The organism is Actinacidiphila rubida, assembly GCF_900110255.1.
GTDB classification, from domain to species: Bacteria; Actinomycetota; Actinomycetes; order Streptomycetales; family Streptomycetaceae; genus Actinacidiphila; species Actinacidiphila rubida.
Genome location: NZ_FODD01000051.1, coordinates 1 through 22,189, shown reverse-complemented (window position 1 = coordinate 22,189; position 22,189 = coordinate 1). Strand labels below are relative to the sequence as shown.

Here is a 22,189-nt window from a genome sequence, read left to right as displayed (position 1 = left end):
ACGCACAGTGTGTTTTCCCCCCACGGGAAAGCCGGCGGAGCCGGCTGGAAGCGAGCGCGCCGCGTGAACGCCGCACCTGCCTCCGGGAAACGGACGGTGGTGCGGTGCGCGGCTGCGGGCGACAGCATATGCGCGGGGAGGCCGGTCTGACGACCGATAACCGCGGTGCGCACCCTCGCCGTTCGGCGTCCCTTCCGAGGTGCGCGGCCCGGTCGGCGGCCCTCACCCGTCAGGGCTTGCTGAGGTCGCCGAGGGCGGGGTCGCCGGCCCAGGTGTACTCCAGCTGGACCGCGCCGTTCGCGAAGGCGTGCGACGCGGTCAGGCGCAGGGCGGACGGCATGGCGCCGCCCTCGAACACGCGCTTGCCGCTGCCGAGCACGACGGGGTAGACCCAGAGGTTCAGCTGGTCGACGAGGCGCCGGGCCAGCAGCGACTGGACCAGGTCGAGGCTGCCGATGACGTGGACGCGGCCGTAACGCTCTTTCAGCCCGGCCACGGCCTCCGCGAGGTCGCCTTCCAGGACACTCGCGCCGTCCCAGCTCAGCGGCTCCTTGAGGGTGCGGCTGGCGACGAACTTCGGGACGGTGTTGAGCAGGCGCGTGAAGTCCATCTCGGCCGGAGCCGTGGGCCAGTACCCGGCGAAGATGTCGTACGTGCGCCGGCCCAGCAGCAGCGCGTCCATGCCCTTGGCCTGCTCGAAGATGAGCCCGCCGGCTTCGGGGTCGAGCAGCGGCGCCTGCCAGCCGCCGTACGCGAAGCCGTCCTCGGGATCCTCCTCGGGGCCGCCGGGGGCCTGCGCGATGCCGTCGAGGGTCATGAACTCGGTGACGACGAGCTCGCTCATGCGGTGCTCCTGTTCCTTTGCCTTTTCCTGGGACGCTCGGAATCGTTCTCCCTTTGGTGACGGCCCCCGCGCCCCGGACTCATCGGTCCCCGGGCCGAGGGGACGGTCAACGACGGTCAGCCGCGGTCGGCGTGCGTCGCGGCGGAGCGCAGGAGGGCGAGGGCCTGGTCGAGGGTGACGTGGGGTTGTTCGTTCCAGCGCGGGTAGGGCAGGGCGATGCCGCGGGACCGCAGGACGGTGTCGAGGTGGTCGCCGGCGGTGGTCGCGGTGTACTCGGTGCCGTAGCCGAGGTGGAACAGGGCGCGTTGGGCGCCGAGGATGCACCGGCGGCCGGTGCGGGTCCGCAGCCTGTCACCCGTCCTGGCCCAACCCCACTGCTCCAACACCAGTGCGGTCAGGCCGAGATGCTCGGCCGGGGTGATCCGCAGCCGGGCGACGGCCTCGCCGCGGCGGGCGGGGTGCAGGGACAGCAGCCGGTCCGGCAGTACCCGCCACAGGCCCTGCGGCAGCCGCCCGCGGGCCGTCGCGCCGATGGGCCCGGGACGACGCGAGACGAGGGCGTCCCGCACCAGCTCGTCGGTGGCGGCGCTCACCAGGGGGTGCGCGGTGACGGGTTCGAACTCCCGGTGCGCGGCGGCGGGTTCGAACTCGTGGTGCACGGCGGCGCGGAGATGGCGCTCCACGTCCCGGACCAGGCCGGCCCCGAGAGATTCGATGTCGGGCGGGCGCGTGGTGGTGTCGCTCATGGCTGGGCGTCGTTCATGGGTGGGCCTCCGTGCGGTCGGCGGCGCGCGCCCGCGCGAGAGTGCGCGCCACTCGCCATGAACGCAGAGGGGGCCCGGCGCCCCGCGGGACGCGGCCGCACCGACCCGGCCGGAACACCGCAATGGCGGCGCCCGCGCGGGTGCGGCCCGAACGTCAGGCGGGCGGCGCGGTCGCCTGTTCGACGGCCGCCAGCACCGCCGCCCACGGCAGCTCCCGTGCCGGCACCGACGCCCGCGGCTCCTCCAGCGGCCACACCTCGGGACCGTGGACCAGCCGCACGCCGGCCGACCGGAGCGCGGCGAGGTGGCCCTCCCAGGCGGGGTGCCGGGCGTGTGCGGCGTTCACGCCGGGGAGGACGACGACCGGCAGCCCCACCGTGCCGATGGCCTCGCACACCTGCGTGAGCGCCTGGTTGTCGCCGATGCCCAGCGCCAGCTTGGCGACGGTGTTGGCGCTGGCCGGCGCGACGACGAAGCAGTCCGGCTGCGGGTGCGGCCGCGCCTCGTCGGGGAAGCGCGGCCCGCCCCGTACGGGCAACCCCGTCAGTTCCTCGAGCCGCTGGACCTCGCCGGTCCGCCGCAGCCACGCCCCGGCCGTCGGCGTGAGCGTCACCGCCACCCGCCACCCGCGCTCCAGGGCGGGCGCCACCAGCCCCGTCCGCAGCCGCTCGACTCCCCCCGCGCCGGACGCCACCACACCCAGCACCCCACGGTCCGCCGTACCCACCGCACCACCCGTCGCCTCGCGGGACCGCGTCCCGGCCCGTGCCCCATTGTGGGAGGCGCGCCCCTCGCGCGTGACACCTTCCCGCGACCGGCCTCGTGGCGACGGAGGCGAATTCCGGACAGAGTGGCGAACCTCACGGAAACCCGACATAAGGAACTTGTCCGTAAGCTTGCTCGTCTGCTCCTGACGAGGACGCGAAGGAAAGGCGGCAGGGTCCGGCATGGGCGAGGAATGGGGCGGTGACCGTCGCCACGACGACACGGCACACGAGCAGCGGGCACAGCTGTCCCCGCAGGCGGATGCCCCGACGTCCGTACTGCCGGAGCCGCCGGGGCACGGGCCTGGGCAGGACCAGGGACCCGGGCCGGGCCCGGACCAGGCCGCGGGCAGGCGCCGCCAGGGCAGGCTCGACCTGAACGTCCCGCAGGTCGCGGGAAGCGCGGTCGCCGCGGTGGTGGCCGCCAAGCTCGCCTCGAACCTCGGCGTCTACGGCACGATCGCGGGCGCCGGCGTCGTCAGCGTCCTCGGCACCTGCGGCGGCTCGATCCTCCAGCACGTCTTCCGCCGCACCGGCCATCACATGCAGGAAGTCGCCGTGCAGGCCCGTCCCGGCGTGCGCCGGGTGCGCGGGCAGGCGGCGCCGCGGGCGAACGGCGACGGGCGGACCGTGCTGCTGCCGGAGGCACGCCCCGCCGATCCCGCGGACCCCTCGGCCACCCGCCCCCTGACCAGCGCCATTCCGCTCCCCGCCCCCGCCCCGGCCCCGGGGGAGTACCCGGTGGCCGCCCCCGGGCACGGCGGTGACGTCGGCCACGCCGAGGGGCACGCGGAGGGCGGCGTCCGGCCCGGCCGTGACGGGTACGGCGCGGCCACCGCGTACCGGTCCCGCCGGCGCGGCGCCTGGAAGCGCCCCGCGGTCGCCGTCGCCCTCGCCTTCGGCCTGACGATGGCCGGCATCACCGGCTACGAGGCCGTCGCCGGCGAGAACATCAGCGGTGACGGCCACGGCACCACCATCGGCAACGCCGTCACCGGCCACGGCTCGTCGCACTCCGGGGGCGGGAGCACGCCCACACCCGGCGGCGACACCCCGTCCCAGGGCACGACGAGCAGCCCGTTCGGCAGCGACCCCAGCGGGCGGCCGCGCCGCGACACCACGCCCACGGCACCGCAGCCCTCGGACACCCCGTCCCAGGGAAGTGGCACCGGCAGCGGTTCCGGCACGGGATCCGGCGACGGCAGCGGCCCGACCGGCGGCACGCACACCACCCCGACGCCGACGTCCCCGGCACCCACGTCCCCCACGCCGGCCCCCTCCGCCACCGGAACGCAGGGCGCCGGGACCGCGGACGCCGGCACGTCGAACGGCTCGTCGGCGCCGTAACGCCCCCGACGCCGGGCCACCGTGTCGGGGTGACGCCCCAACCTCCCTCGGCCACAACGCCGTTGCGGCACCCGGCCGTCACATCCCCGCGCGTTCACGCCGCCCCGCCCCCTCCGCCCCGCGACGGATACGGCCTGATCCGGCCTGCCCGCGCGGCGACTTGGCCGCAGGTCACATTGACGACGTCTCCGGCCCGCCCTTACTGTGCGAGTGAATGTGAGGGAGCGAGTAAGCCGGTGCAATTCCGGCACGGTCGCGCCACTGTGTGCCCCCGGCCCCGGCCGCGGGTGAGTCAGACACTCCTTCCTCGCGCCCGCTCCATCGAACTGGGACGCACGATCCCCAAGGAGGGCTTCCTCATGAGCAGTCTGTCCGCCTCTGCCGCCACGCACGGCGCCACCACCCCCGAGGCCGGAGCACCGGCGATCCCGGTCGTCGTTCCCCACGCCCGGGCCGTGCTACTGCTGGTCAGCACCGCGGTGATCGCCCTCGCGGTCTACTACTTCATCGGCGTCGACCAGGGCGCCGTCTCCGTCTTCGGCAACGACATGCACGTCCACGAATTCGTGCACGACGCACGGCACTTCCTCGGTTTCCCCTGCCACTGAGCCGCGGGAACACCGGGAACCACCATGGTCAAGCGCATCATCGGGCGCGGCCTGCTGGCCGGCGCCGTCGCAGGGCTGCTCGCGTTCGCATTCGCGCGGATCTTCGCCGAGCCGCAGATCGACAAGGCCATCGCCTACGAGAGCGGCCGCGACGCCGCGCAGGAGGCGCTGGACAAGGCCGCGGGTCTCCCGCCCGACATGGGGGGCGGGCCCGACCTCTTCTCACGAACGGTGCAGGCCGACGTGGGTCTCGGGGTCGGCATGGTCTTCTTCGGCATGGCGATGGGCGCGCTGTTCGCGGTCGCGTACCTGCTGTGCCTGGGACGCACCGGCCGGCTCCGGGCGCGCACCCTCTCGGTGCTGGTGGCCGGCGGGGGACTGCTCGGCTTCTACGTCGTGCCGTTCCTGAAGTACCCGGCGAACCCGCCGGCCATCGGGCACGCGGAGACCATCCAGCAGCGCGGCAGCCTGTACCTGGTCATGGTGCTGTGCTCCGTGGTGTTCCTGGCCGGGGCCGTCTGGCTGGGGCAGCGCCTCCAGACGCGGTTCGGCAACTGGAACGCCACGCTGCTAGGTGCGGCGGCGTACGTCGTCGCGATCGGGATCGTGATGGCGCTGCTGCCGTCGCTCGGTGACCTGTCCGACAACGTCCGCCTCTACGGCCACCACGCCACGGAGACGCCGCTGCCGCTCACCGACCCGCGGGGGCACATCGTCTATCCGGGCTTCCCGGCCGACGTGCTGTTCGGCTTCCGCCTCTTCTCGGTCCTCGCGCAGCTCGTCCTGTGGGGTGCGATCGGGCTGGTCTTCGCGCCCATGGCACAGCGCCTGCTGCAGCCGGCTCCGGCCGGGGCGAGGCCGAAGGAGGCGTCGCCGGGGGCCGGTTCCGCACCGGACCCGGTGACGACGTGACGGAGGGGGCTGCCGGCCGCGGTCGGTCCGGGGAGGCGGCGGCACCCGGCGGTGCGGCCGAACTCCCCGGCACCGAAAGCGCTTTGGCGGCCCTCGGCCCGTTCTTCACCGTCGACCGCCATTCCCCGGCGCATCCGCCGTCCGGGACGTGGCGGGAGCTGCGTGAGATCATCCGCGACCCGGCCGTCCTGGACGAACGGGTGTCCTCCGTACGGCAGTTCCTCGCCGCGGGCAGCGGCGGCACCGCCGGGACGGTCGAGATCCGGGTGGCCGCGTCCGTGGCGCACCTCGGCATGGCGGCCCGGCTCGCCTCCCCGCTGCTGGCAACAGCCTTTCTGCGCAGGCGTGTTCCGCTCCTCACACTGGACGATCTGCGCTGGCAGCCACTGCTGGGCGGCGCGTTCCCGCTGTCGCTGCCGTGGGACCCGCGCACCGCGGACCTCGCCCGGGCCGGCGGCCCTCTGTCCACCGTCCTGGTCGACGGCGTCGCCCGGCCCCTCGCCGGGGCGTTCGCACGGTTCGGTGTCTCCGAGCGGATCCTGCGCGGCAACACCGCCTCGGCCCTCGCGGGCGCGGCACGGATGCTCGCGACGGCGCGTGGCGAAGCGCGGCTCCTCGTCGGGCCGTCCCCCGAAGCCCGCCTGCTCGTCGAGGAGTTGCTGCGGCACCCGTACCTCAGGGACGCCGGTGCGTACGCCCCGACCGGGCCGGGGTCCTTCCGCCGCCGCAGCTGCTGCCTGATCTACCGCGCGGCGCCCGGGCGCGACGGCGCCCTCTGCGGCGACTGCGTCCTCGACCGTCCCCCGGCCCGCACCCCGTAGCCCGTAGCCCGGCTCAAGCGGTCGCGCCGCCACCGCCCATCGAGCCGCTGACCCACTCCGCCAGCCACGCCCCATGCGCCACGTCACGCCTCGCCCGGCACGCCTCGCGTCACGGGCGGAACTGGATCACCGCGTAGGTGCCGCTGGTCCGCCAGTCCTCCCCGCTCGCGTCCAGCGCGGCGAGCCCGGACTCCGAGAGTCCCACCGCCACGTCCGACTTCAGGGTGCGCAGCGCCAGCAGCGGGCTCGGGAAGTGCGCGGTCAGCTCCGCGAACGGCGTGGTGGCGGGCCAGCGCCGATCGCCCACGAGACGGCGGTAGTTGAGGTCGCCCTTGGAGATCGTGACGGTGGCCTGAGCGAGATCGGCGCGCAGGTCGGGCGGCATCTCGGCGTACGGCAGCGGCGCGCAGGAGAACGGGTGGGCGCGGACCAGCAGGCACCCGCCGGCCAGCGCGTCGTGCAGCCGGGCGCCGATCTCGCCCGCCCGGCCGGGGGCCTGCGCGATCCGCCGCACGCACGCGACGACGTCGGCGGTCGTCGCGTCGGAGACGTAGTACGGGTACGGCTTGACGTGCAGCACCACCGCCGCGGCCCGTCCGGTGTGCAGGAGCCGGTCGATCAGCAGCAGGTCGGGGAGGAGTTCGCGGCCGGCGTTGTCGGCCAGCACGTACACCGGGCCCGGCGGGGACGCGTCGAGGTGCCGCCACAGCAACGCGCCGTCGTCCGCGACGAGATGCTCGCCCTTGCCGTCGAGGTCGCCGGAGGAGATCTGGAACCCGAGGTCGGCCTTGTTGCCCCACAGCGCGCTGCTGAGCATCGCCTGGTCCTGGGCGTCCGCGGGCCGGCCGGACAGCGCGTCCAGCGCCGCGAGTTCGGCCTCGACGGCCGGACCGTCCAACTCGGCGGCCTTGAACGGCGCGAAGGGGTCGAGGCCCTGCCACGGGCCGGGGCCGAAGTAGCCGACGGCTTCGAGCAGCCGCCGGTAGAAGTAGCTCTCGGACCACAGGAACGGCACCTCGAACCACGGCCGCCGCAGTTGCCCCTCGCCCCAGCGGGCCCACCGGTCGGCGCCGTGGGCGTCCTCGGGCAGCGGCGCGATCACCCCGTCGGTGACCTCGGCCATCAGCGCGTCGAGCGCCCGCTGCCGCTCGGGCGGGTAGGGCGTGGCGTCCCGCACCTTCCGCACCAGCGCGGGATGCCGCTCGGCCAGCACGGACCAGGCGAACGAGCCGGCCTCCTGGCAGGTGATCACCGGCGCGCTGCGCGGTGCGGACTCCGTCTCCACCCGAACCTCCACCGACCTTCCCGTCGTCGCCTGCCACCGTACGGGCCGCGGGTGCGTGTGGCGCGCAACCGCCCGCCCGTGTGGCGCGGTCCGGGCGCTCCTCCCCGGCCCTCGGGCTCGACGGTGACGGCCCGCGCGGCGGACTCGCCGACCGGGACGTCGACGGTCGGCGCCATGCCGTGGGAGCAGCCGAACGACAGGTTCGCGGTCCGGCAGGTGGTGCCGCCGGCGGCCCGGCCGTCGCCACCGCCCGTGCCGCCGCCGCTGGTTCCGCTCGTCCTCAGCGGGTGCCCAGCCGGGCAGTGCGCAGCGACGCGACGAGCAGGCACGGCACCGCGGCCAGGACCTCGACCGCGGCGCTCGCCAGCAGCGCCGGGACGGTCCCGATCGCGGCGGCCAGCACGCCGGTGCCGGCGACCGCCAGCGGCACCACGCCCAGGCTCAGCAGGGTCTGCACGCTGCTGATCCGGCCGCGCAGCTCGTCCGGCGTGCGGGCCTGCCCCAGCGCACCGCAGCTGACGCCGACGACCGCGCCCGAGATCCCGACGACCCCCGCCGCTGCGGCGGCCGCCGCCAGGCCCGGGACCAGCGACATCGCGGCCAGTGACGCGGCCTGCGCGAGCACCGCCGCCGCCACGACCAGGCCGATCCGGCGGGTGACCCGCCACCGCAGCAGCACCGCCGAGCCGGCCGCCGCGCCGACCCCGAACGCCGACAGCAGCAGCCCGATCCCGCCCGCACCCCAGCCGCGCTGGTCCGACAGCAGCGCCAGGCCCACGTTCATCGGCCCGACGAACCCGAGGTTGGTCAGCAGCCCGACCAGCAGCAGCGCGCTCACCACGCGGTTGCGCACCACCGCGGACAGACCGTCGCGCAGCGACCGCAGGTAAGGCGTCCGCGCCGCGGCGGCCGCGTCCCCCGCGCCGGCCGGCACCGGACGCGGGCGGATGCCGTACACGGCCACCATCGAGGCGGTGAAGCTCAGCGCGTTGATCGCGCACGCCCAGCCCAGCCCACCGCTCGCGACCAGCAGCCCGCCGAGCGGCGCGCCCGCCACCAGTGCGCCGCGCAGGGCCAGTTCCCGCAGGGCTGCGGCCTGCGGCAACTGCTCGGTCTCCAGCAGCCGCGGCCGCACCGAGCCGGCCGCCGGCAGGAACAACGCGTCGATCGCGCCCAGCAGCAGCGAGACCCCCACCAGCATCCCGACGCCCGGGCTCAGCACGGCGAGCGCCGCCGCCCCCAGCATCAGCACCGCGCGGGCGGCGTCGCTGCCGATCATCAGCCGCCGCGCGTCGAACCGGTCGGCCAACGGCCCCGCGAACAGCAGGAGCAGCATCCGCGGTATCGCCGAGGCGGTCATCACCGCACCCGCCGACGCGGGCCCGCCACTCCGTACGGCGGCCCAGCTCAGCGCCACGTACCAGACCTGGTCGCCGACCGTGGACGCGCCCTCCCCCAACAGCAGGCGCAGAAAGGAGCGTTCGCGGTACGCGGGACGGACACCGGCGGGTGCGGACGTCAGGGTGGTCATCTCACGACTCCGGTCGCTCGGGGAACGCGTGGAAGAACAGGAAGACGTGCTCACGGCCGTCGTCCGGCCGGGCATCCTGCCGGGCCGCGTCGCGGTACCGGCGGACGACGGTGTTCAGCTCCTCGCTCAGCGCGCCCAACTCCTCGGCGCTGAGCCGCAGATAGGACTCGCTACTGGTCATGGCCTGCCGCCACGCGTCGTCCCACTGCTCGGCCTCGCGCTTCCAGACGCCCAGCCGCTCGTACTGCTGCGCCGCCATCTGCGCACCGAGCGCACTGACGGCCGCCTGCATCTCCGGCTCCTCGAAGTCCTGCTCCGAGAAGCTGAACGCCCCAGGCGCCGCACGCCACACCCGCTCCCGGCGGTTCCGCGCGAGCTCCGGCGCCTCCTCCAGAAACCCGTGCCGCCCCAACTCCCTCAAGTGGTAGGCGATCTGCCCGGCATCCACCCCCAGCCGCCGGGCCAGCACCGCCCCCGTCGCCGGCCCGAACTGCGCCAACTGCCGGAACAACTGCCGCCGCAACGGATGCGCCAGCCCCTTCAACGCCTCGGGATCAGTAATACGCCGCGTCTCACTCATGCCCCGAGGCTAGACCCAGAAGCTTTCTTCTGGAAGCTCTTTTCCAGAAGAAAGCTTCTGGGTCTCCCGCGGCTGGCCGGGGACGGTCCGGAAGGGGACGATCCGGGTGTGTCCCCGCAGAGCTTTGCAAGGCCCCGGCCCACCTCTTCGGAAAAAGCCGCCATGCAAAGCTCGAGGAGACACACCCGGAGTGGCCCCTGACCCCACCCACGAACCCGCACCGCCAGGGGCGCGGGGTCCCCCAGCCTTCGGCCGGGAGGTGCCCCCAACGCGAGCAACCACGGCGAACCGTCCGACATCGACGGCGCCGAGCCCCACCGCCCCCCTCAGAGCTCAGCGCAGCGCCCCGCACTGGAACAGCGCCGCCGGCCCCGGCTCCACCCGGACGCACCGCGCCCTCACCCACGCCTCGATCCATTCCCCCTGCCGGCTGACCGGCCCGGTCAGATCGACGTACCGCAGCCGCCCGTCCGCCACCAGCTGCAGGAACTCCGCCCGGGACGGGCTCGGTGCCGAGCCGGTGAACCCACCCGCGGGCAGCACCGCGGCATCGGAGTACAGCAGATACGGCGCGGCCGCCCGCCAGCTCAGCGTGAGGAAGAGGAACGGCGCCCCGCCCTGGTGAGCCCGGGTGTAAGCGAGCACCCGCTGCTCCTCCGGGCTGAGCCGGCCGTCCGCCGACGTCCCGGCCGACGTCCACCCGTGGCCGCCCCGAAGCCCCGCATCGGCCCCGTTCGCCCCGAACCCCGCCTCACCGCTCGCCACTCCGGCCGCCGTACGACCCCCTACTCCACTCCGCACTCCACTCCGCCGCCGCACGACCATTCCCGGCCCACCGCCGCGGTGAAGCCCCGTCTCCCGGGCCGCACCGCGCCGCGCGCCTGCCAGCACGGGCCCCGCCGTACCCATCCCGGAATGCCCGTACCGGGCGTCCAGGACGGACGACGCCCACGCGCCGGACGGCAGCAGCATCGCCACGAGCACAACACCGAGCCCGACCACGGCGGTTCGCCGCCGAAAGCCATCCGGGCGGCCCGAGCCCCACACTCCGCCGCGGGCACCGCCCGCAGCGCCCGCACCGACCCCGCCGCGGGCGACCGCGAGCAGCCCGAGCCCCACAGCCCCGCCGGCCGAGGCGACCGGCACGAGCCACGGCAGGAACCCGGGGAAGCGCCCCGCCACCACCGCCGACCAGCCCACGGTCCCCACGACCAGCGCGGGCAGGCCCCACAGGCCCACCCGGCCGCCGCGCTTCCAGGAGCGCCACAACTCGACCGTTCCCGCGCCGAAGAGCGCGGCGAGCGGTACGGCGACGACGCCCATGTAGTACGTGTGCTCGCCGACCGCGCCGGCGCTGAAGATCGCGAAGTACGTGGCCAGCCAGGCCGACCACAGCAGGAAGCCCGCCCGCAGCGGGTCCGTACGCGGCCGGCCCCGGCGCCGTACGACCCCGCACACCGCGGAGATCAGGGCCGCCGGATACAGCCAACCCGTCTGCGAGGACAGCGACTTGCCGAACATCTTGGCCCACTGCGCGGGCCCCTGGGTGCCGTGACCGGTGCCGGGGTGGCCTGTCGGGGTGGTGCCCACCATCACGGAGTCGGACACGCTGCCGGTGTCCTTCGCCGTCACGCCCAACGACGCGAACCGGCTGAGGAAGTTGTAGCCGACGACCTGGCTCACCGCCGAGTTGTCGGTCGTCCCGTCCACGTAGGGGCGGTCGTGCGCGGGGGTCAGCGTGACCGCCAGCACCCACGTCGCGGACACCGCCAGGCACACCGCGCCGGCCGCCACGAGGTGCGCCAGCCTGCGGCGCAGCACCGCCGGTGCGGACACCGCGTAGAGGAGGCCGAGCGCGGGCAGCACCGCCCACGCCTCCAGCATCTTGGCCTGGAAGGCCAGTCCGACCCAGAATCCGGCCGCGAGCAGCGGCCGCACCCGCGCGCCGACCGCGGCCTTGAGCGTCGCATCGGCGGCCAGCAGCACCAGCAACGTGAACGACGGATCCTCGACCTGCGTGCGGAACATCCCCGCGATCACCGGCGTCAGCGTGAACGCCGCGGCCGCGAGCAGCGCCGCGTGCACGCCCGCCCAGCGGCGTACCGCGCGGTGGAGCACCGCCACGCTGAGCACGCCCTCGATCGCCTGCGGCAGGGTCAGCGCCCACCCGTGGAAGCCGAACAGCCGTACCGACAGGGCCTGCGGCCACAGGAAGCCCGGCACCTTGTCGATGGTGATGGTGTTGCCGGGGTCGAACGAGCCGAAGAAGAAGCCCTTCCAGCTCATCGCCATGCTGTGCGCGGTCTCGGCGTAGAACGCGTGGTAACCACTGTGCCGCATGTCCCAGCAGAACAGCACGGCGGCGACGGCCATGATCGCCAGCAGCGCGGGGCGCGCGTACCGGGGGTCGCCGGGCGGCGTGCGCCACGGCGCGGAAACCGGCCGGCGCAGCCGCCCGAGCGGCCCCAACCGGCTCAGGCGGCCAAGTCGACCCAGCCGGCCGAACCGGCCGAACCGGCCGGGCGATCCGTCACTCGGGGCCGAGGGCGGCCCGGCGCTGTCGCCGGGCCGGGGGAGCAGGGTGGCGCCGCCGGTCATGAACGAACCTTCCGGTGTCCGGGTGCTGAGTCCTCAGGACACGGACGATTCCGGCTGCTCCCCCACCGCCATGCGGCGAACGTCCCACGCCCGTGTCGGTGAGGAAGAGGGGCGAACGGCCCCGAAGGATCCACCCCACGGCACCCGTTCCCTCGATCGACTCAGCCGCTGGACACCCGTCAGCGCGTTGACCAGGTAAAACGCCGGCATCACCACCCGGATGGGACATTCCCCGCACCCGGCTCACACGGCATCGGCACCCGGATCCCCCGACGTCCGCGCCCGGCTCACACAGCGCCGGGGCCCGCTTCGAGGCCCGCGGCGGAGTCCGGACCCGGCGGCCACGGCTCGACCCCGACGACCGCCGCGACCGGCAGCGGGCCGTAGATGTGCGGGAAGTCCTCGCCTCCCGGCACCGGGGGCTCGAAGCGGACCGGGGACGTGACGAGGTCCTCGTCGATCACCAGCACGACCAGGTCGTCCCGTTCCGGCGGCGACCCGTACACCAGGGCCGCGACCTTCGGGAGCTGATGCCGCAGCGAGCAGTGGATGAAGCCCACGTCCTGGAGGGTGCAGCCGCGCGTCGAGATCTCGTAGCTTCCCGACGCGACGGCGTCGTCCCACAGGTGGCGCTCGGTGAGGTGGAGGAGTTCGGCCATGCCGTGAGCGTACGGCCTGCGGTCAGGAGCGGGCGGCAGCCCGCGGCTCGCGCCACATCGGCCACATCTGGGGGCCGTCGGGCAGATCGACCGTGGTGCCGGTGAAGGCGAAGCCGAGCCGCTCGTACAGCGCGCGGCTGCGCATGCTGCTCGCCTCCAGGTACGCGGCCAGGCCCTCGCGGTCGCAGCGGTCCAGCACCGCGTCGATCAGGAGAGTGCCGACGCCCTGGCCCTGGACGTCCTCCGAGACGGCGATCAGCATCAGGTACTCGTGGGCGCGGCCCTTGGGGTGCGCGGCCTCCAGCAACCGGGCTATGCGCTCGACGCGTTCGTTGCCGGGGTCCACGAGCTCCCGGAACTCCGCGGGCCCGTCGGCGGCCTGGCCGTCGTCCGTCGCGTCCGCGTCCGCGTCGGCTGCCGATTCCGCTCCGGCGGCGTCCTCGTGGGCCGGGACGCTCAGCCACAGTGCGGCCGCCGCGCCGTCCTCGGTCATGTCGACGTACCCCTCGGCCAGGGCCGCGTCCAGGAAACCGCCCATCAGCCGGATGTGGGTGCGGCCGCGGTCCTCCGGGTCGGGGAAGACCCAACTGCTCACGGGGTCCTGCTGGAACGCCTCGTCCAGCAGTTTCGCCACCACGTCACGGTCCCCGGCCCCGGCCCTTCGGATCGCCACACCCATTGCGACAGTCCGCCCTTCGGATCAACTGATCGACGTGCACGGTCGGTTGCAGCCTAGACCGTCCCCGCGGACCGCTCGGTCCGGGCCTCGATCGCCTCGAGGACGGCCACCATGTCCGCCTTTCCGTACCCCAGTTCGACCGTCTCGGCGAAGAGCGCGTGACACACGTCCAGCAACGGTGACGCCAACTCGGCCTCCCTGGCTGCTTCAGCGATGAGCCGGTTGTTCTTCAGCACGTCCAACACCGCTGCCTGGACGTCGAAGTCACGGTCCCTCAACTTCGGCGCCTTCACCCGCGAGACTCCGCTCGCCATGGGTCCGGCGTCGACGACGGCGAGGAACGTCGCTTGATCCAGGCCGTGGCGCTCGGCGAAGTGGTACGCCTCCGACAGGCCGGTGACCGTCGTGATGAGGAAGAGGTTGACGGCGAGCTTCATGAGCAGCGCTTCGGGCGCCGACGTCCCGCACACGAAGCTCTCGTGGCACATGGGCGTGATCAACGCCCTTACGCGGGCGACCGCTTCGGGCGGTCCGGCGAGCATCGCCACGAGCCGCCCGGCCTCCGCGGGCGCACGGGACCCGGACACCGGCGCCTCGACGTACGTCCCGCCGGCCGCCCGGACGTCCGCTTCGAGGCCGCGCGAGTAGCCCGGTGACGTCGTGCCCATGTGGACGAGGGTGCGGTCGGCGACGAGGCGTGCGAACTCCGGGGTGCCCCGGCCGAGGACGGTGTCGACGGCCTTCTCGTCGGCCAGCATCACGAAGACGGTGCGCGCTCGCGCGAAGACCGCCGCGGGGCTCGCGGCGACGCCCGCACCGGCCTCCCGCAGCGCCTCGGCCGCCGCCGGGCTGCGGTTCCACACGATTAGCGGTGTCCCGCCGCGGACCAGGTTGAGCGCCATGGGCCGCCCCATCACTCCCAGCCCCAGGAAACCGACGTCCTCCACCACCGCACCCGCCCTCCGCTCCGCGGCCCCGAGCGGCGCGCCCCGAGGGCCGCGCCACCTGCCGCCTTGCCGATTATGACGAACGTCATAATACTGGTGTCCATGACGACTGTCATAGAGGGTGCGGTGGCCGGAGGCCCGGCGGGGACGCCCGTGGCCGCGCGGGCGGCTGCGGGGGTCGAGAGCCGTACCGCCGGCGGCGCCGTCCAGGGCGGCGGGGCCGACGGATCCGGCACCGTTGACGGGTCCGGCGGGGCCGACGGTGCGCGCCGCGACGCGCGGACCGGTTGGTGCGTGGCTCCGGCCCTCCCCGGCGACCGCCAGGCGCTTGCCGCGCTCTTCGCCGCCTGCTCCGAGGACACCGTCCGCCTGCGGTTCTTCGGACGGCTCCGCGCCTTCCCCCGCGACTACCTCGACGGCGCTCTCGCCGACCCGCCGCACGTCCACGACGCGGTGGTGGTCTACCGCGGCGGCGACCGGACCCGCCTGGCCGGGCTGGCGAGCCTCGTGGCGCCGACCCGGCCGGAGGGCGAGGCCGCCGCGCCGGAGATCGCGGTCCTGGTGGCCGACCCGTGGCAGCGGCAGGGCGCGGGCACGGCCATGATCACCGCGCTGCTCGCCCGGGCGCGCGCCCGCGGTGTCGTCCGCGTGCGGGCCTCGGTCCTCCCCGGACGGATGCCGCTGCTCGCCGCGCTCTCCCGCCGGCTGACGCCCGAGGTGGGCGGCTCGTCGTACACCCGGGACGGGCTGAGCACCGTCTATAAGCTGCGCTGAGCAGCGACACGGGCGGGCGCGACGCGCGTCCGCACCGAGAGGGGAGGTGGTCCGTCATGGCAGCTTCCGGCACGGCCGGCGAACCGCGCACGGACGAACCGCGCACGTACGGGCCGCGCACGTACGGGCCCCGCGAGCGGATGGTCTTCAGCGCCGCCCAGCTCATCCGGCGCGACGGCGTGGCCGCCACCGGCATGCGCGACGTCGCCGTCCACGCCCAGGCACCGCGGGGCTCGCTCCAGCACTACTTCCCCGGCGGCAAGGAGCAGTTGGTCAACGAGGCGGTGGCCTGGGCCGGCCGGTACGCGGGCCGCCGCATCGCCCGTTTCATGGCCGCGATGGAGCACCCCACACCGAGCGGGCTGTTCGCGGCGATGGTCCAGCAGTGGACCGGCGAGTTCGAGACGGCGGGATTCGGCGCGGGCTGCCCGGTCGCCGCGGCCACGGTGGACTGCGCGGACTCCACCGAGTCCACCCGCACCGCGACGGCCGCCGCGTTCGCCGCCTGGAGCACCCCGCTGGCCGACGCCCTCACCTCCATGGGCGTCCCCGCCGCCGAGGCCCCCGCCCTGGCCACCCTCATGATCAGCACCCTCGAGGGCGCCATCCTCATCGCCCGGGCGGAACACGACACCCGCGCCCTCCACACCGTCGCCCAGCACCTCGGCCCCCTCCTCGACACCCGCACGTCGTAGCCCGGCGGGCAGCGGTCGGGCAGGCAACCGTCGGACGGGAGGCGCACCGTCGGTACGGGACGAGTCCCGCGGGGCGGCGGGTCCCCCGGGCTCCGCCCGGGCGGGAGGTACCGCGCCAGCAGGCGGCCAAGCAACGGGCCGCCGCCCGGACTGCGGGCTCCACCCATCCCGCTTACTGTGTGGCCTACGGGAAGCCACCGCCCGGGCCCGGTCAGCCGGACCCGGGCGGGGCGGATCCTGACGGGGGCGGATCCCGGCGGGACGGGTCCCCGCGGGACGCACCCGCGCAGTGGACGCCACCGTCCCACCCCGCGCCCGTCCGCGACGCCAGGGCCGCCCGGGCCGCCCGCGACGCCCAAGGAGAGTTGCCATGGCCGATCCGATCCCCGAGCCGGAACGCGAGCCCGACCAGGGTCCGCTCCAGGACGCGGGCGAGCCGGCGACCGCGCCGACCAGCGAGTCCGCGATGCTCCCCGGCCGGATCGTCTGCGGTGTGGACGGCTCGGAGCCGTCCCTCGAAGCGCTGCGCTGGGCGGGCCGCCAGGCGTCCCTGACCGGAGCCTCGCTGGAGGCCGTCATGGCCTGGGAGATGCCGGGCGCGTGGGGCTGGGCCGGGCTGCCGGGCCTGCCCGAGGACTTCGACATGGAGGAGCCCGCCGCCGAGGCGCTGTCGGAGGCCGTCACCAAGGCCCTGCCGCCCGAGCAGGCGAAGGGCGTGAGCCAGGTGATCGTCATGGGCAACCCCGCTGAGGCCATCCTCGACCGCGGCGAGGGCGCGGAGCTGATCGTGATGGGGGTCAGGGGTCTGGGGACGTTCAAGGCCACCCTGCTGGGCTCGGTGAGTCACACCGTGACGCTGCACGCGTCGTGCCCGGTCGTGGTGGTGCGCGGGGCCGCCGAACAGGCCGCGGCGAGCGGCGAGTAGCAGCGCCTGCCCGAGGGCCCGCCCGGCCCACGCCGAGCGCACATCCCGCCCGCGCCCTGCCCCGCCCGCTCTCCGCCCGCGTGCCCCTCACCTGCACGCTCGCCGGGGTTGTCCACAGGCTGCGCCGAGGGCCTCACCGAATGTGCGCGCGGCGGAGCATGATGGGTGCATGAACGAGATCACCGGATCCGCGGGTGGATCCATGCCGGAGGCCGGCACCATGCCGGAGTGGGAGAAGCGCTTCCGCGCGCCGCGCGTCGGGCTCCCCGAGTGGGCGGAGGACGCCCCTCACCACAGCCTTTTCGTCTCGAACGTGACGGGCACGTACGAGCTGTACGCGTGGGACCGCACCTCGGGTGGGCGCCGCCAGGTCACCGACCGGCCCAACGGCACCACGGAGGGCGCCCTCAGCCGGGACGGCGCGTGGGTGTGGTGGTTCTCGGACACCGACGGCGACGAGTTCGGCGTGTGGATGAAGCAGCCGTTCGGCGGCGGCGAGGACATACCCGCCGCTCCGGGCCTCGCCGCCTCCTACCCGGCCGGGCTCGCGCTCGGTGTGGGCGGGCTGGCCGTGATCGGCCGGTCGACGGACGACGAGGGCACCTCGGTGCACGTGGTGCCCGCGGACGGGGCGGAGCCGTACGAGATCTACCGGCACGAGGAGTCCGCGGGCGTCGGGGACCTCTCGGAGGACGGCTCGCTGGTGGTGATCGAGCACACCGAGCACGGGGACGCGATGCACAGCGCGCTGCGCGTCGTCCGCGTCGAGGACGGCTCGACGGTCGCCGAGCTGGACGACACGGCGGGCGGCACGCGCGAGCTGGGGCTGGACGGCCTCGGTTTCGCGCCGGTGCCGGGCGACGCGCGGCTGCTCGTCGGTCACCAGCGTGCCGACCGCTGGCTGCCGATGATCTGGGACACCGCGACCGGCGAGGAGACCGCCCTCACCATCGACCTGCCGGGCGACGTGCACGCCGAGTGGTATCCGGACGCCTCGGCGCTGCTGGTGGTGCACGACTTCCACGCCCGCAGCCAGATGTTCCGGTACGACCTCGCGGACGGCTCGCTGACCGAGCTCGACACCCCGGCCGGCTCGGTGAGCGGCGCGACCGCCCGCCCGGACGGCACGGTGGAGTTCCTGTGGTCGTCGGCCGAGCAGCCGCCCGCGGTGCGGTCCACGGCCGGCGGGATCGTGCTGGAGGCGCCGGGCCTGCGGGCCCCGGCCTCCCAGCCGGTGGAGGACGTGTGGGTGGAGGGGCCGGCCGGCCGCATCCACGCCCTGGTCCAGCGCCCCGCGGGAACGGGGACGCCGGACGGACCGGCCGAACCGCTGCCGACGGTGTTCGAGATCCACGGCGGACCGACGTGGCACGACTCGGACGCGTTCGCCGCGAGCCCGGCCGCCTGGCTGGACCACGGTTTCGCGGTGGTCCGGGTCAACTACCGAGGCTCGACCGGCTACGGCCGGGCGTGGACGGACGCCCTGAAGCACCGGGTGGGCCTGATCGAGCTGGAGGACATCGCGGCGGTGCGCGAGTGGGCCGTCTCCTCCGGCCTGGCCGACCCGTCCCGGCTGGTCCTCACCGGCGGATCCTGGGGCGGCTATCTGACCCTGCTGGGCCTCGGCACCCAGCCGGAGGCGTGGACGGTGGGCATAGCCGCGGTCCCCGTCGCGGACTACGCCACCGCCTACGCCGACGAGATGGAGGCGCTCAAGGCCCTGGACCGGACGCTGTTCGGCGGCTCGCCCGAGGAGGTCCCCGAACGCTACGAGGCGTCCTCGCCGATCTCCTACGTCGAGAAGGTCACCGCGCCCGTCTACATCAGCGCGGGCACGAACGACCCGCGCTGCCCGATACGCCAGATCGACAACTACGTCGAGCGGCTGCGGACGCTGGACAAGCCGCACGAGGTGTACCGGTACGACGCGGGCCACGGCTCGCTGGTCGTGGAGGAGCGGATCAAGCAGGTCCGCCTGGAGCTGGCGTTCGCCCTCCGTCACACCGGCGCCGCGGTCTAGCCGGAGCGACGTCCCTGCGGGGCGGTGGGGTGCGCGAGCCGGCGGACCTCACCGCCACGGGGTGGTGATCTCCAGGCCACCCGCGGGCCGGCGTCGGGCGGCCCTCACGGCCCGCGGCCGGTGTCGAGCCGGGCCTCACCACCTGCGGGCCGCCGCCGAGCCGAGCCTCATCGCCCACGGGCCCGGCCTCCGGCCGGGGTGCGGGCGGGGACTCAGGCCGGGGTCGGTGCGGCGGGTTCGGCCTCTTCGTCGGCCGCCGCCGGCTGCGGGACGAGGCCGAGCGCGGCGTCGGCCCGGGCCTCCGCCTCGCGGCGCGCGAAGCGGAACACCATGAAGACCACGAAGCCCGCGAAGACGAACCACTGCCCGGTGTAGCCGAGGTTCTGGAACGCCTTGAGGTCCAGGCCGCTGTTGGGCGGAGCGGCCGGCGGCACCGCCTTGAGCGGGGCCGCGGGATGGGTGGCGGTGATCCAGCCGCTGTAGACCGGATAGGGAAGGAGGTTCACCAGGGACGCGGCGCTGATCACGCCGAGCTGGCCGGACGGCAGCGCGCCGCTCGCGGTCGCACCGCTGGGATCGGTCGTCTCGGGATACTGCAGGGCCCCGGTCACGGTGACCTGGCCGGTCGGCGCCGCGGGTATCGAGCCGGCACGGGACGCGGCGGACGCGTCTCCGGGCAGCCAGCCGCGGACCACGGGCAGCGCGGCACCGCCGGACACGCGCAGCGGGGTGAGGACGTAGAAGCCGTCGCGGCCGTCGAGGGTGCGGTCGGGCACGAGCAGCTGGCGGCCGCCGTCGTAGGTGCCGGTGGCGCTGACCTGCCGGCCGGAGTCCCCGTCGGGGACCTGGGCCCGCGCGGTGGGCAGCACCCCTGACAGGGCGACGGGCGGCCGGGTCTCGGTCGCGGCCTGGTCGTGCTTGGCGGACCGGTGCTCGTCGACACGCACCTGGAACCGGCTCAACTGCCAGCTGCCCATGAACGCGCAGAAGGCCACCGCGAGCAGCGCGAGCACGCTGACCGCGAGCCATCGGGAGCTGAGCAGGAACCGGTACACCCCACAACGGTACGGCGGCCCGCTGTGCGCACCGCACCCGGCCCCCGCCACCGCCGGGCGGGCCGGAGCTCCGGAAGGAGCGTGCGGGGGCTCGCCGGGCCCGGGCTGGTGGTGCGGGGTGGCGTCGCGGGGTGGCGTCGTTACGAGGCGGACGTGCTGGTCGGCGCGGGCAGCGGGGCCGTGGTGTACACCGTGCCGGCGCAGGCGTCCGCGATGACCGGGCCGTTGACCACCGGTGCGCCGGCGGCCGGCGTGTGGTTCAGGGCCACGCTCGCCGGGGCGGGCGAGTCCGGGGTGGTGCTGCCGCCGGACGAGCCGTTGCCCGCCGCGGGCCCGGAGCCCGCGGCCGAGCCGCTGGCCGGGTCGGCCGCGGTGCCGGTCGTGCCGGTGTCGGTGGGCGTCGGGGTCGGCGTGGTGGGCGGCGTCGTGGGCGTCGCGCAGCCGCCGGTGCCGCCGCTGTCGGGCACCCAGGCGAACGCCACCTCGTAGTCCTGGCCGGGGCGGAGCACCAGCGGGCCGGCCGCGCCGGGCGCGGGCAGTCCGGACGCCGCGTCGCCCGCGGTGTGGTCGAGGACCTGGATCCGCGAGGGGTCGGCGGAGCCCTGCGCCACGGCCTGGACCACGCCCCCGCTGGGCACGGTGCAGGGCGTGTCGGAGACGTTCGAGACGCGGAACCAGCCGTACACGCGGCCGTCGGCGTCCGGGGAGCCGGCGCTGCTGGCGCCCTGGCCGAGCTGGGTGCTGGAACAGTCGGGCGCGGGCCCGCCCGTCCCGACCACGGTGCTCGGCGGGGTGCTGGGCGTGTCACCGGCGGTGGTGTGCTGGGTGGAGGGGTCGCCTCCGATGCCTGGCGGCGCGTGGCCGGACGGGTCGTCGGATCCGCCACCGGGAAGCGTGTGGCCGTCTGCGCCGGGTGAGGAGGTGCGGGAGTCGGTGACGCTGGCCGCGGTGGCGCTCGAACCGTCCGTGGTGCCCGCGGCCCGGACGAGGGCGGGCACCGCCGCTCCCACCAGGATCAGGGCGGCGGCCGCGCCGACCAGGGCCTGCCTGCGGCGCTGGCGGCGCACCGGGACGGCACGCCGCAGGTAGTCCAGCGCGTCCGGGGTCGCCGGCAGACCGCGTACGGCGTCGTGCATCAGGGCACGCAGCACCGCCTCGTCGGCGGCCTCGCCGGCCAGGGGCCCGTCGGGGTGCGGGAAATCGGGAGAGTTCTGCTGGTCCATGTCGTGTGCGTCGTCGCCTGCGTGAGGGGTGGTCATGCCGTCGCCTCCATCGCGACGCGCAGCGCCGCGAGGCCGCGTGAACCGTACGCCTTCACCGAGCCCAGGGAAATCCCCAGGGTCTCGGCGACCTGCGCCTCGGTCATGTCCGCGAAGTAGCGCAGCACCAGTACCTCGCGCTGCCTGCGCTGAAGGGTACGCATGGCGGCTTTGAGCTGGTCGCGCTCCAGGATCTCGTACGCGCCCTCCTCCGCACTGGCCATGTCGGGCATGGGCTTGGAGAGGAGTTTCAGGCCGAGGATCCGGCGGCGCAGGGCCGAGCGGGAGAGATTGACCACGGTCTGCCGGAGATACGCCAGGGTCTTCTCCGGGTCCCGGACCCGGCTGCGCGCCGAGTGCACCCGGATGAACGCCTCCTGGACGACGTCCTCGCACGAGGCGGTGTCGTCGAGCAGGAGCGCGGCCAGGCCGAGCAGGGAGCGGTAGTGCGCGCGGTAGGTCTCGGTGAGGTGGTCGACCGTGGTGCCGACTGCCATCGCGGTGTCAGTGTCCTGACTGTCGGAGGTGCTGGACGAACCGGTCACGGCGCCCGGCGCCCGTACCGGCCACGGGGCGATCACCGGAAGTCCGCCGGAGCTCCGGCGCGGCGCGCCCACGGCCTCCCCGGCACCCGCGCCGCGGGCCCGTGGAATCCGCGGGGGTGCGATGATGCCGCCCCGCGGGCCGAATGCCGTCTCGATACCCAGTGCCTCCGCCACGACTGTTGGACACGCAGACCCCCGTCAGGGTTGTACGCGCACGTCACGTGATCCGACGGAGCGTCAGATATCTCCATGCGTACCAACTCTTCCTTGCGCCCCACCGACACCGACGGTCCCCCGGAGCACGCGCCGAGTGCCGCACCGTCGTGCGGTGCGTTGCCACAAAGACGCTCCCCCGCGGCCGGCCGGTTGCAGCCACGGGGGGAGAAGATTGTCCAACGTATGAGCGGCCTGGTTCAAGTGGTCCAGACCAGCAGTTGTGTGAACAGCGGGTGGGTCAGCGGCCGGTGCCGCCGTAGACCACGGCCTCGTCGCTGTCGCTGTCCAGCCCGAACGCGGAGTGCACCGCCTGCACGGCCGGCTTGACGTCGTCGACCCGGGTCACCACCGAGATGCGGAT

Annotated in this window: 21 protein-coding genes; 8 read left to right on the top strand and 13 right to left on the bottom strand. The window is 74.8% G+C overall.

Going from position 1 to position 22,189, the window contains the following annotated elements; all coding sequences use genetic code 11:
• Positions 1 to 229: 229 nt before the first annotated feature.
• The 3 genes from BMW99_RS34010 to BMW99_RS34000 form a co-directional block, all read right to left on the bottom strand.
• Positions 230 to 844, bottom strand: a complete 615-nt coding sequence (locus tag BMW99_RS34010) for a dihydrofolate reductase family protein (RefSeq protein ID WP_069467035.1) — start codon at positions 842 to 844, stop codon at positions 230 to 232.
• 116 nt (positions 845 to 960) lie between these two features.
• Positions 961 to 1,590, bottom strand: a complete 630-nt coding sequence (locus BMW99_RS34005) for a DUF6197 family protein (RefSeq protein ID WP_069467036.1) — start codon at positions 1,588 to 1,590, stop codon at positions 961 to 963.
• A 172-nt stretch (positions 1,591 to 1,762) separates the two neighbouring features.
• Positions 1,763 to 2,335, bottom strand: a complete 573-nt coding sequence (locus BMW99_RS34000) for a flavoprotein (protein ID WP_245791738.1) — start codon at positions 2,333 to 2,335, stop codon at positions 1,763 to 1,765.
• Between the two features lie 220 nt (positions 2,336 to 2,555).
• Here BMW99_RS34000 and BMW99_RS33995 point away from each other — a divergent pair, with 220 nt between their 5' ends.
• The 4 genes from BMW99_RS33995 (at position 2,556) to BMW99_RS33980 (ending at position 6,060) form a co-directional block, all read left to right on the top strand.
• Entirely contained in the window at positions 2,556 to 3,719 is a 1,164-nt protein-coding gene (locus BMW99_RS33995; RefSeq protein WP_177226133.1) for a hypothetical protein, read from the top strand.
• Between the two features lie 359 nt (positions 3,720 to 4,078).
• Positions 4,079 to 4,327, top strand: a complete 249-nt coding sequence (locus tag BMW99_RS33990; protein WP_079138986.1) for a CbtB domain-containing protein — start codon at positions 4,079 to 4,081, stop codon at positions 4,325 to 4,327.
• A gap of 24 nt (positions 4,328 to 4,351) precedes the next feature.
• Complete coding sequence (locus tag BMW99_RS33985) at positions 4,352 to 5,239, top strand: CbtA family protein (protein ID WP_069466843.1); 888 nt, start codon at positions 4,352 to 4,354, stop codon at positions 5,237 to 5,239.
• Positions 5,236 to 6,060 carry a (2Fe-2S)-binding protein gene (locus tag BMW99_RS33980; protein ID WP_245791737.1) on the top strand — a complete coding sequence of 275 codons (825 nt, stop codon included), beginning with the start codon at positions 5,236 to 5,238 and terminating at the stop codon, positions 6,058 to 6,060. The genes BMW99_RS33985 and BMW99_RS33980 overlap by 4 nt, the downstream gene beginning before the upstream one ends.
• 109 nt (positions 6,061 to 6,169) lie before the next feature.
• Here the strand turns inward: BMW99_RS33980 and BMW99_RS33975 are convergent, their stop codons facing one another.
• The 7 genes from BMW99_RS33975 to BMW99_RS33945 form a co-directional block, all read right to left on the bottom strand.
• Entirely contained in the window at positions 6,170 to 7,345 is a 1,176-nt protein-coding gene (locus BMW99_RS33975; protein WP_075018146.1) for a damage-control phosphatase ARMT1 family protein, read from the bottom strand.
• Positions 7,346 to 7,625: 280 nt separating this feature from the next.
• Positions 7,626 to 8,876, bottom strand: coding sequence for an MFS transporter (locus BMW99_RS33970; RefSeq protein ID WP_075018145.1), 1,251 nt, complete (start codon positions 8,874 to 8,876; stop codon positions 7,626 to 7,628).
• Between the two features lies 1 nt (position 8,877).
• A complete protein-coding gene (locus BMW99_RS33965) occupies positions 8,878 to 9,456 on the bottom strand; it encodes a winged helix-turn-helix domain-containing protein (protein WP_069467500.1) in 579 nt (192 codons plus the stop codon).
• A gap of 333 nt (positions 9,457 to 9,789) precedes the next feature.
• Positions 9,790 to 12,054: an ArnT family glycosyltransferase gene (locus BMW99_RS33960; RefSeq protein WP_079176279.1), complete on the bottom strand. Its 2,265-nt coding sequence runs from the start codon at positions 12,052 to 12,054 to the stop codon at positions 9,790 to 9,792.
• A gap of 287 nt (positions 12,055 to 12,341) precedes the next feature.
• The gene (locus BMW99_RS33955) at positions 12,342 to 12,713 is read right to left on the bottom strand and encodes a DUF952 domain-containing protein (RefSeq protein WP_069466981.1); all 372 of its coding nucleotides are present in this window, start codon (positions 12,711 to 12,713) and stop codon (positions 12,342 to 12,344) included.
• A 22-nt stretch (positions 12,714 to 12,735) separates the two neighbouring features.
• The gene (locus BMW99_RS33950) at positions 12,736 to 13,392 is read right to left on the bottom strand and encodes a GNAT family N-acetyltransferase (RefSeq protein WP_075018144.1); all 657 of its coding nucleotides are present in this window, start codon (positions 13,390 to 13,392) and stop codon (positions 12,736 to 12,738) included.
• Between the two features lie 53 nt (positions 13,393 to 13,445).
• The gene (locus tag BMW99_RS33945) at positions 13,446 to 14,339 is read right to left on the bottom strand and encodes an NAD(P)-dependent oxidoreductase (RefSeq protein ID WP_075018151.1); all 894 of its coding nucleotides are present in this window, start codon (positions 14,337 to 14,339) and stop codon (positions 13,446 to 13,448) included.
• 102 nt (positions 14,340 to 14,441) lie between these two features.
• Here BMW99_RS33945 and BMW99_RS33940 point away from each other — a divergent pair, with 102 nt between their 5' ends.
• The 4 genes from BMW99_RS33940 (at position 14,442) to BMW99_RS33925 (ending at position 18,753) form a co-directional block, all read left to right on the top strand.
• A complete protein-coding gene (locus BMW99_RS33940) occupies positions 14,442 to 15,113 on the top strand; it encodes a GNAT family N-acetyltransferase (RefSeq protein WP_176735614.1) in 672 nt (223 codons plus the stop codon).
• Between the two features lie 140 nt (positions 15,114 to 15,253).
• Positions 15,254 to 15,808, top strand: a complete 555-nt coding sequence (locus tag BMW99_RS33935; protein WP_075018150.1) for a TetR/AcrR family transcriptional regulator — start codon at positions 15,254 to 15,256, stop codon at positions 15,806 to 15,808.
• 466 nt (positions 15,809 to 16,274) lie between these two features.
• The gene (locus tag BMW99_RS33930; protein ID WP_075018149.1) at positions 16,275 to 16,733 is read left to right on the top strand and encodes a universal stress protein; all 459 of its coding nucleotides are present in this window, start codon (positions 16,275 to 16,277) and stop codon (positions 16,731 to 16,733) included.
• 169 nt (positions 16,734 to 16,902) lie between these two features.
• Positions 16,903 to 18,753, top strand: a complete 1,851-nt coding sequence (locus tag BMW99_RS33925; protein ID WP_075018143.1) for a S9 family peptidase — start codon at positions 16,903 to 16,905, stop codon at positions 18,751 to 18,753.
• A 212-nt stretch (positions 18,754 to 18,965) separates the two neighbouring features.
• Here BMW99_RS33925 and BMW99_RS33920 read toward each other — a convergent pair whose 3' ends face one another.
• From BMW99_RS33920 to BMW99_RS33910, 3 genes are all read right to left on the bottom strand, one after another.
• Entirely contained in the window at positions 18,966 to 19,808 is an 843-nt protein-coding gene (locus BMW99_RS33920) for an SURF1 family protein (RefSeq protein WP_069464654.1), read from the bottom strand.
• A gap of 140 nt (positions 19,809 to 19,948) precedes the next feature.
• Positions 19,949 to 21,067, bottom strand: a complete 1,119-nt coding sequence (locus tag BMW99_RS33915; protein WP_069464653.1) for a hypothetical protein — start codon at positions 21,065 to 21,067, stop codon at positions 19,949 to 19,951.
• Positions 21,064 to 21,648, bottom strand: a complete 585-nt coding sequence (locus BMW99_RS33910) for a SigE family RNA polymerase sigma factor (RefSeq protein ID WP_069464656.1) — start codon at positions 21,646 to 21,648, stop codon at positions 21,064 to 21,066. The genes BMW99_RS33915 and BMW99_RS33910 overlap by 4 nt, the downstream gene beginning before the upstream one ends.
• Positions 21,649 to 22,189: the final 541 nt, after the last annotated feature.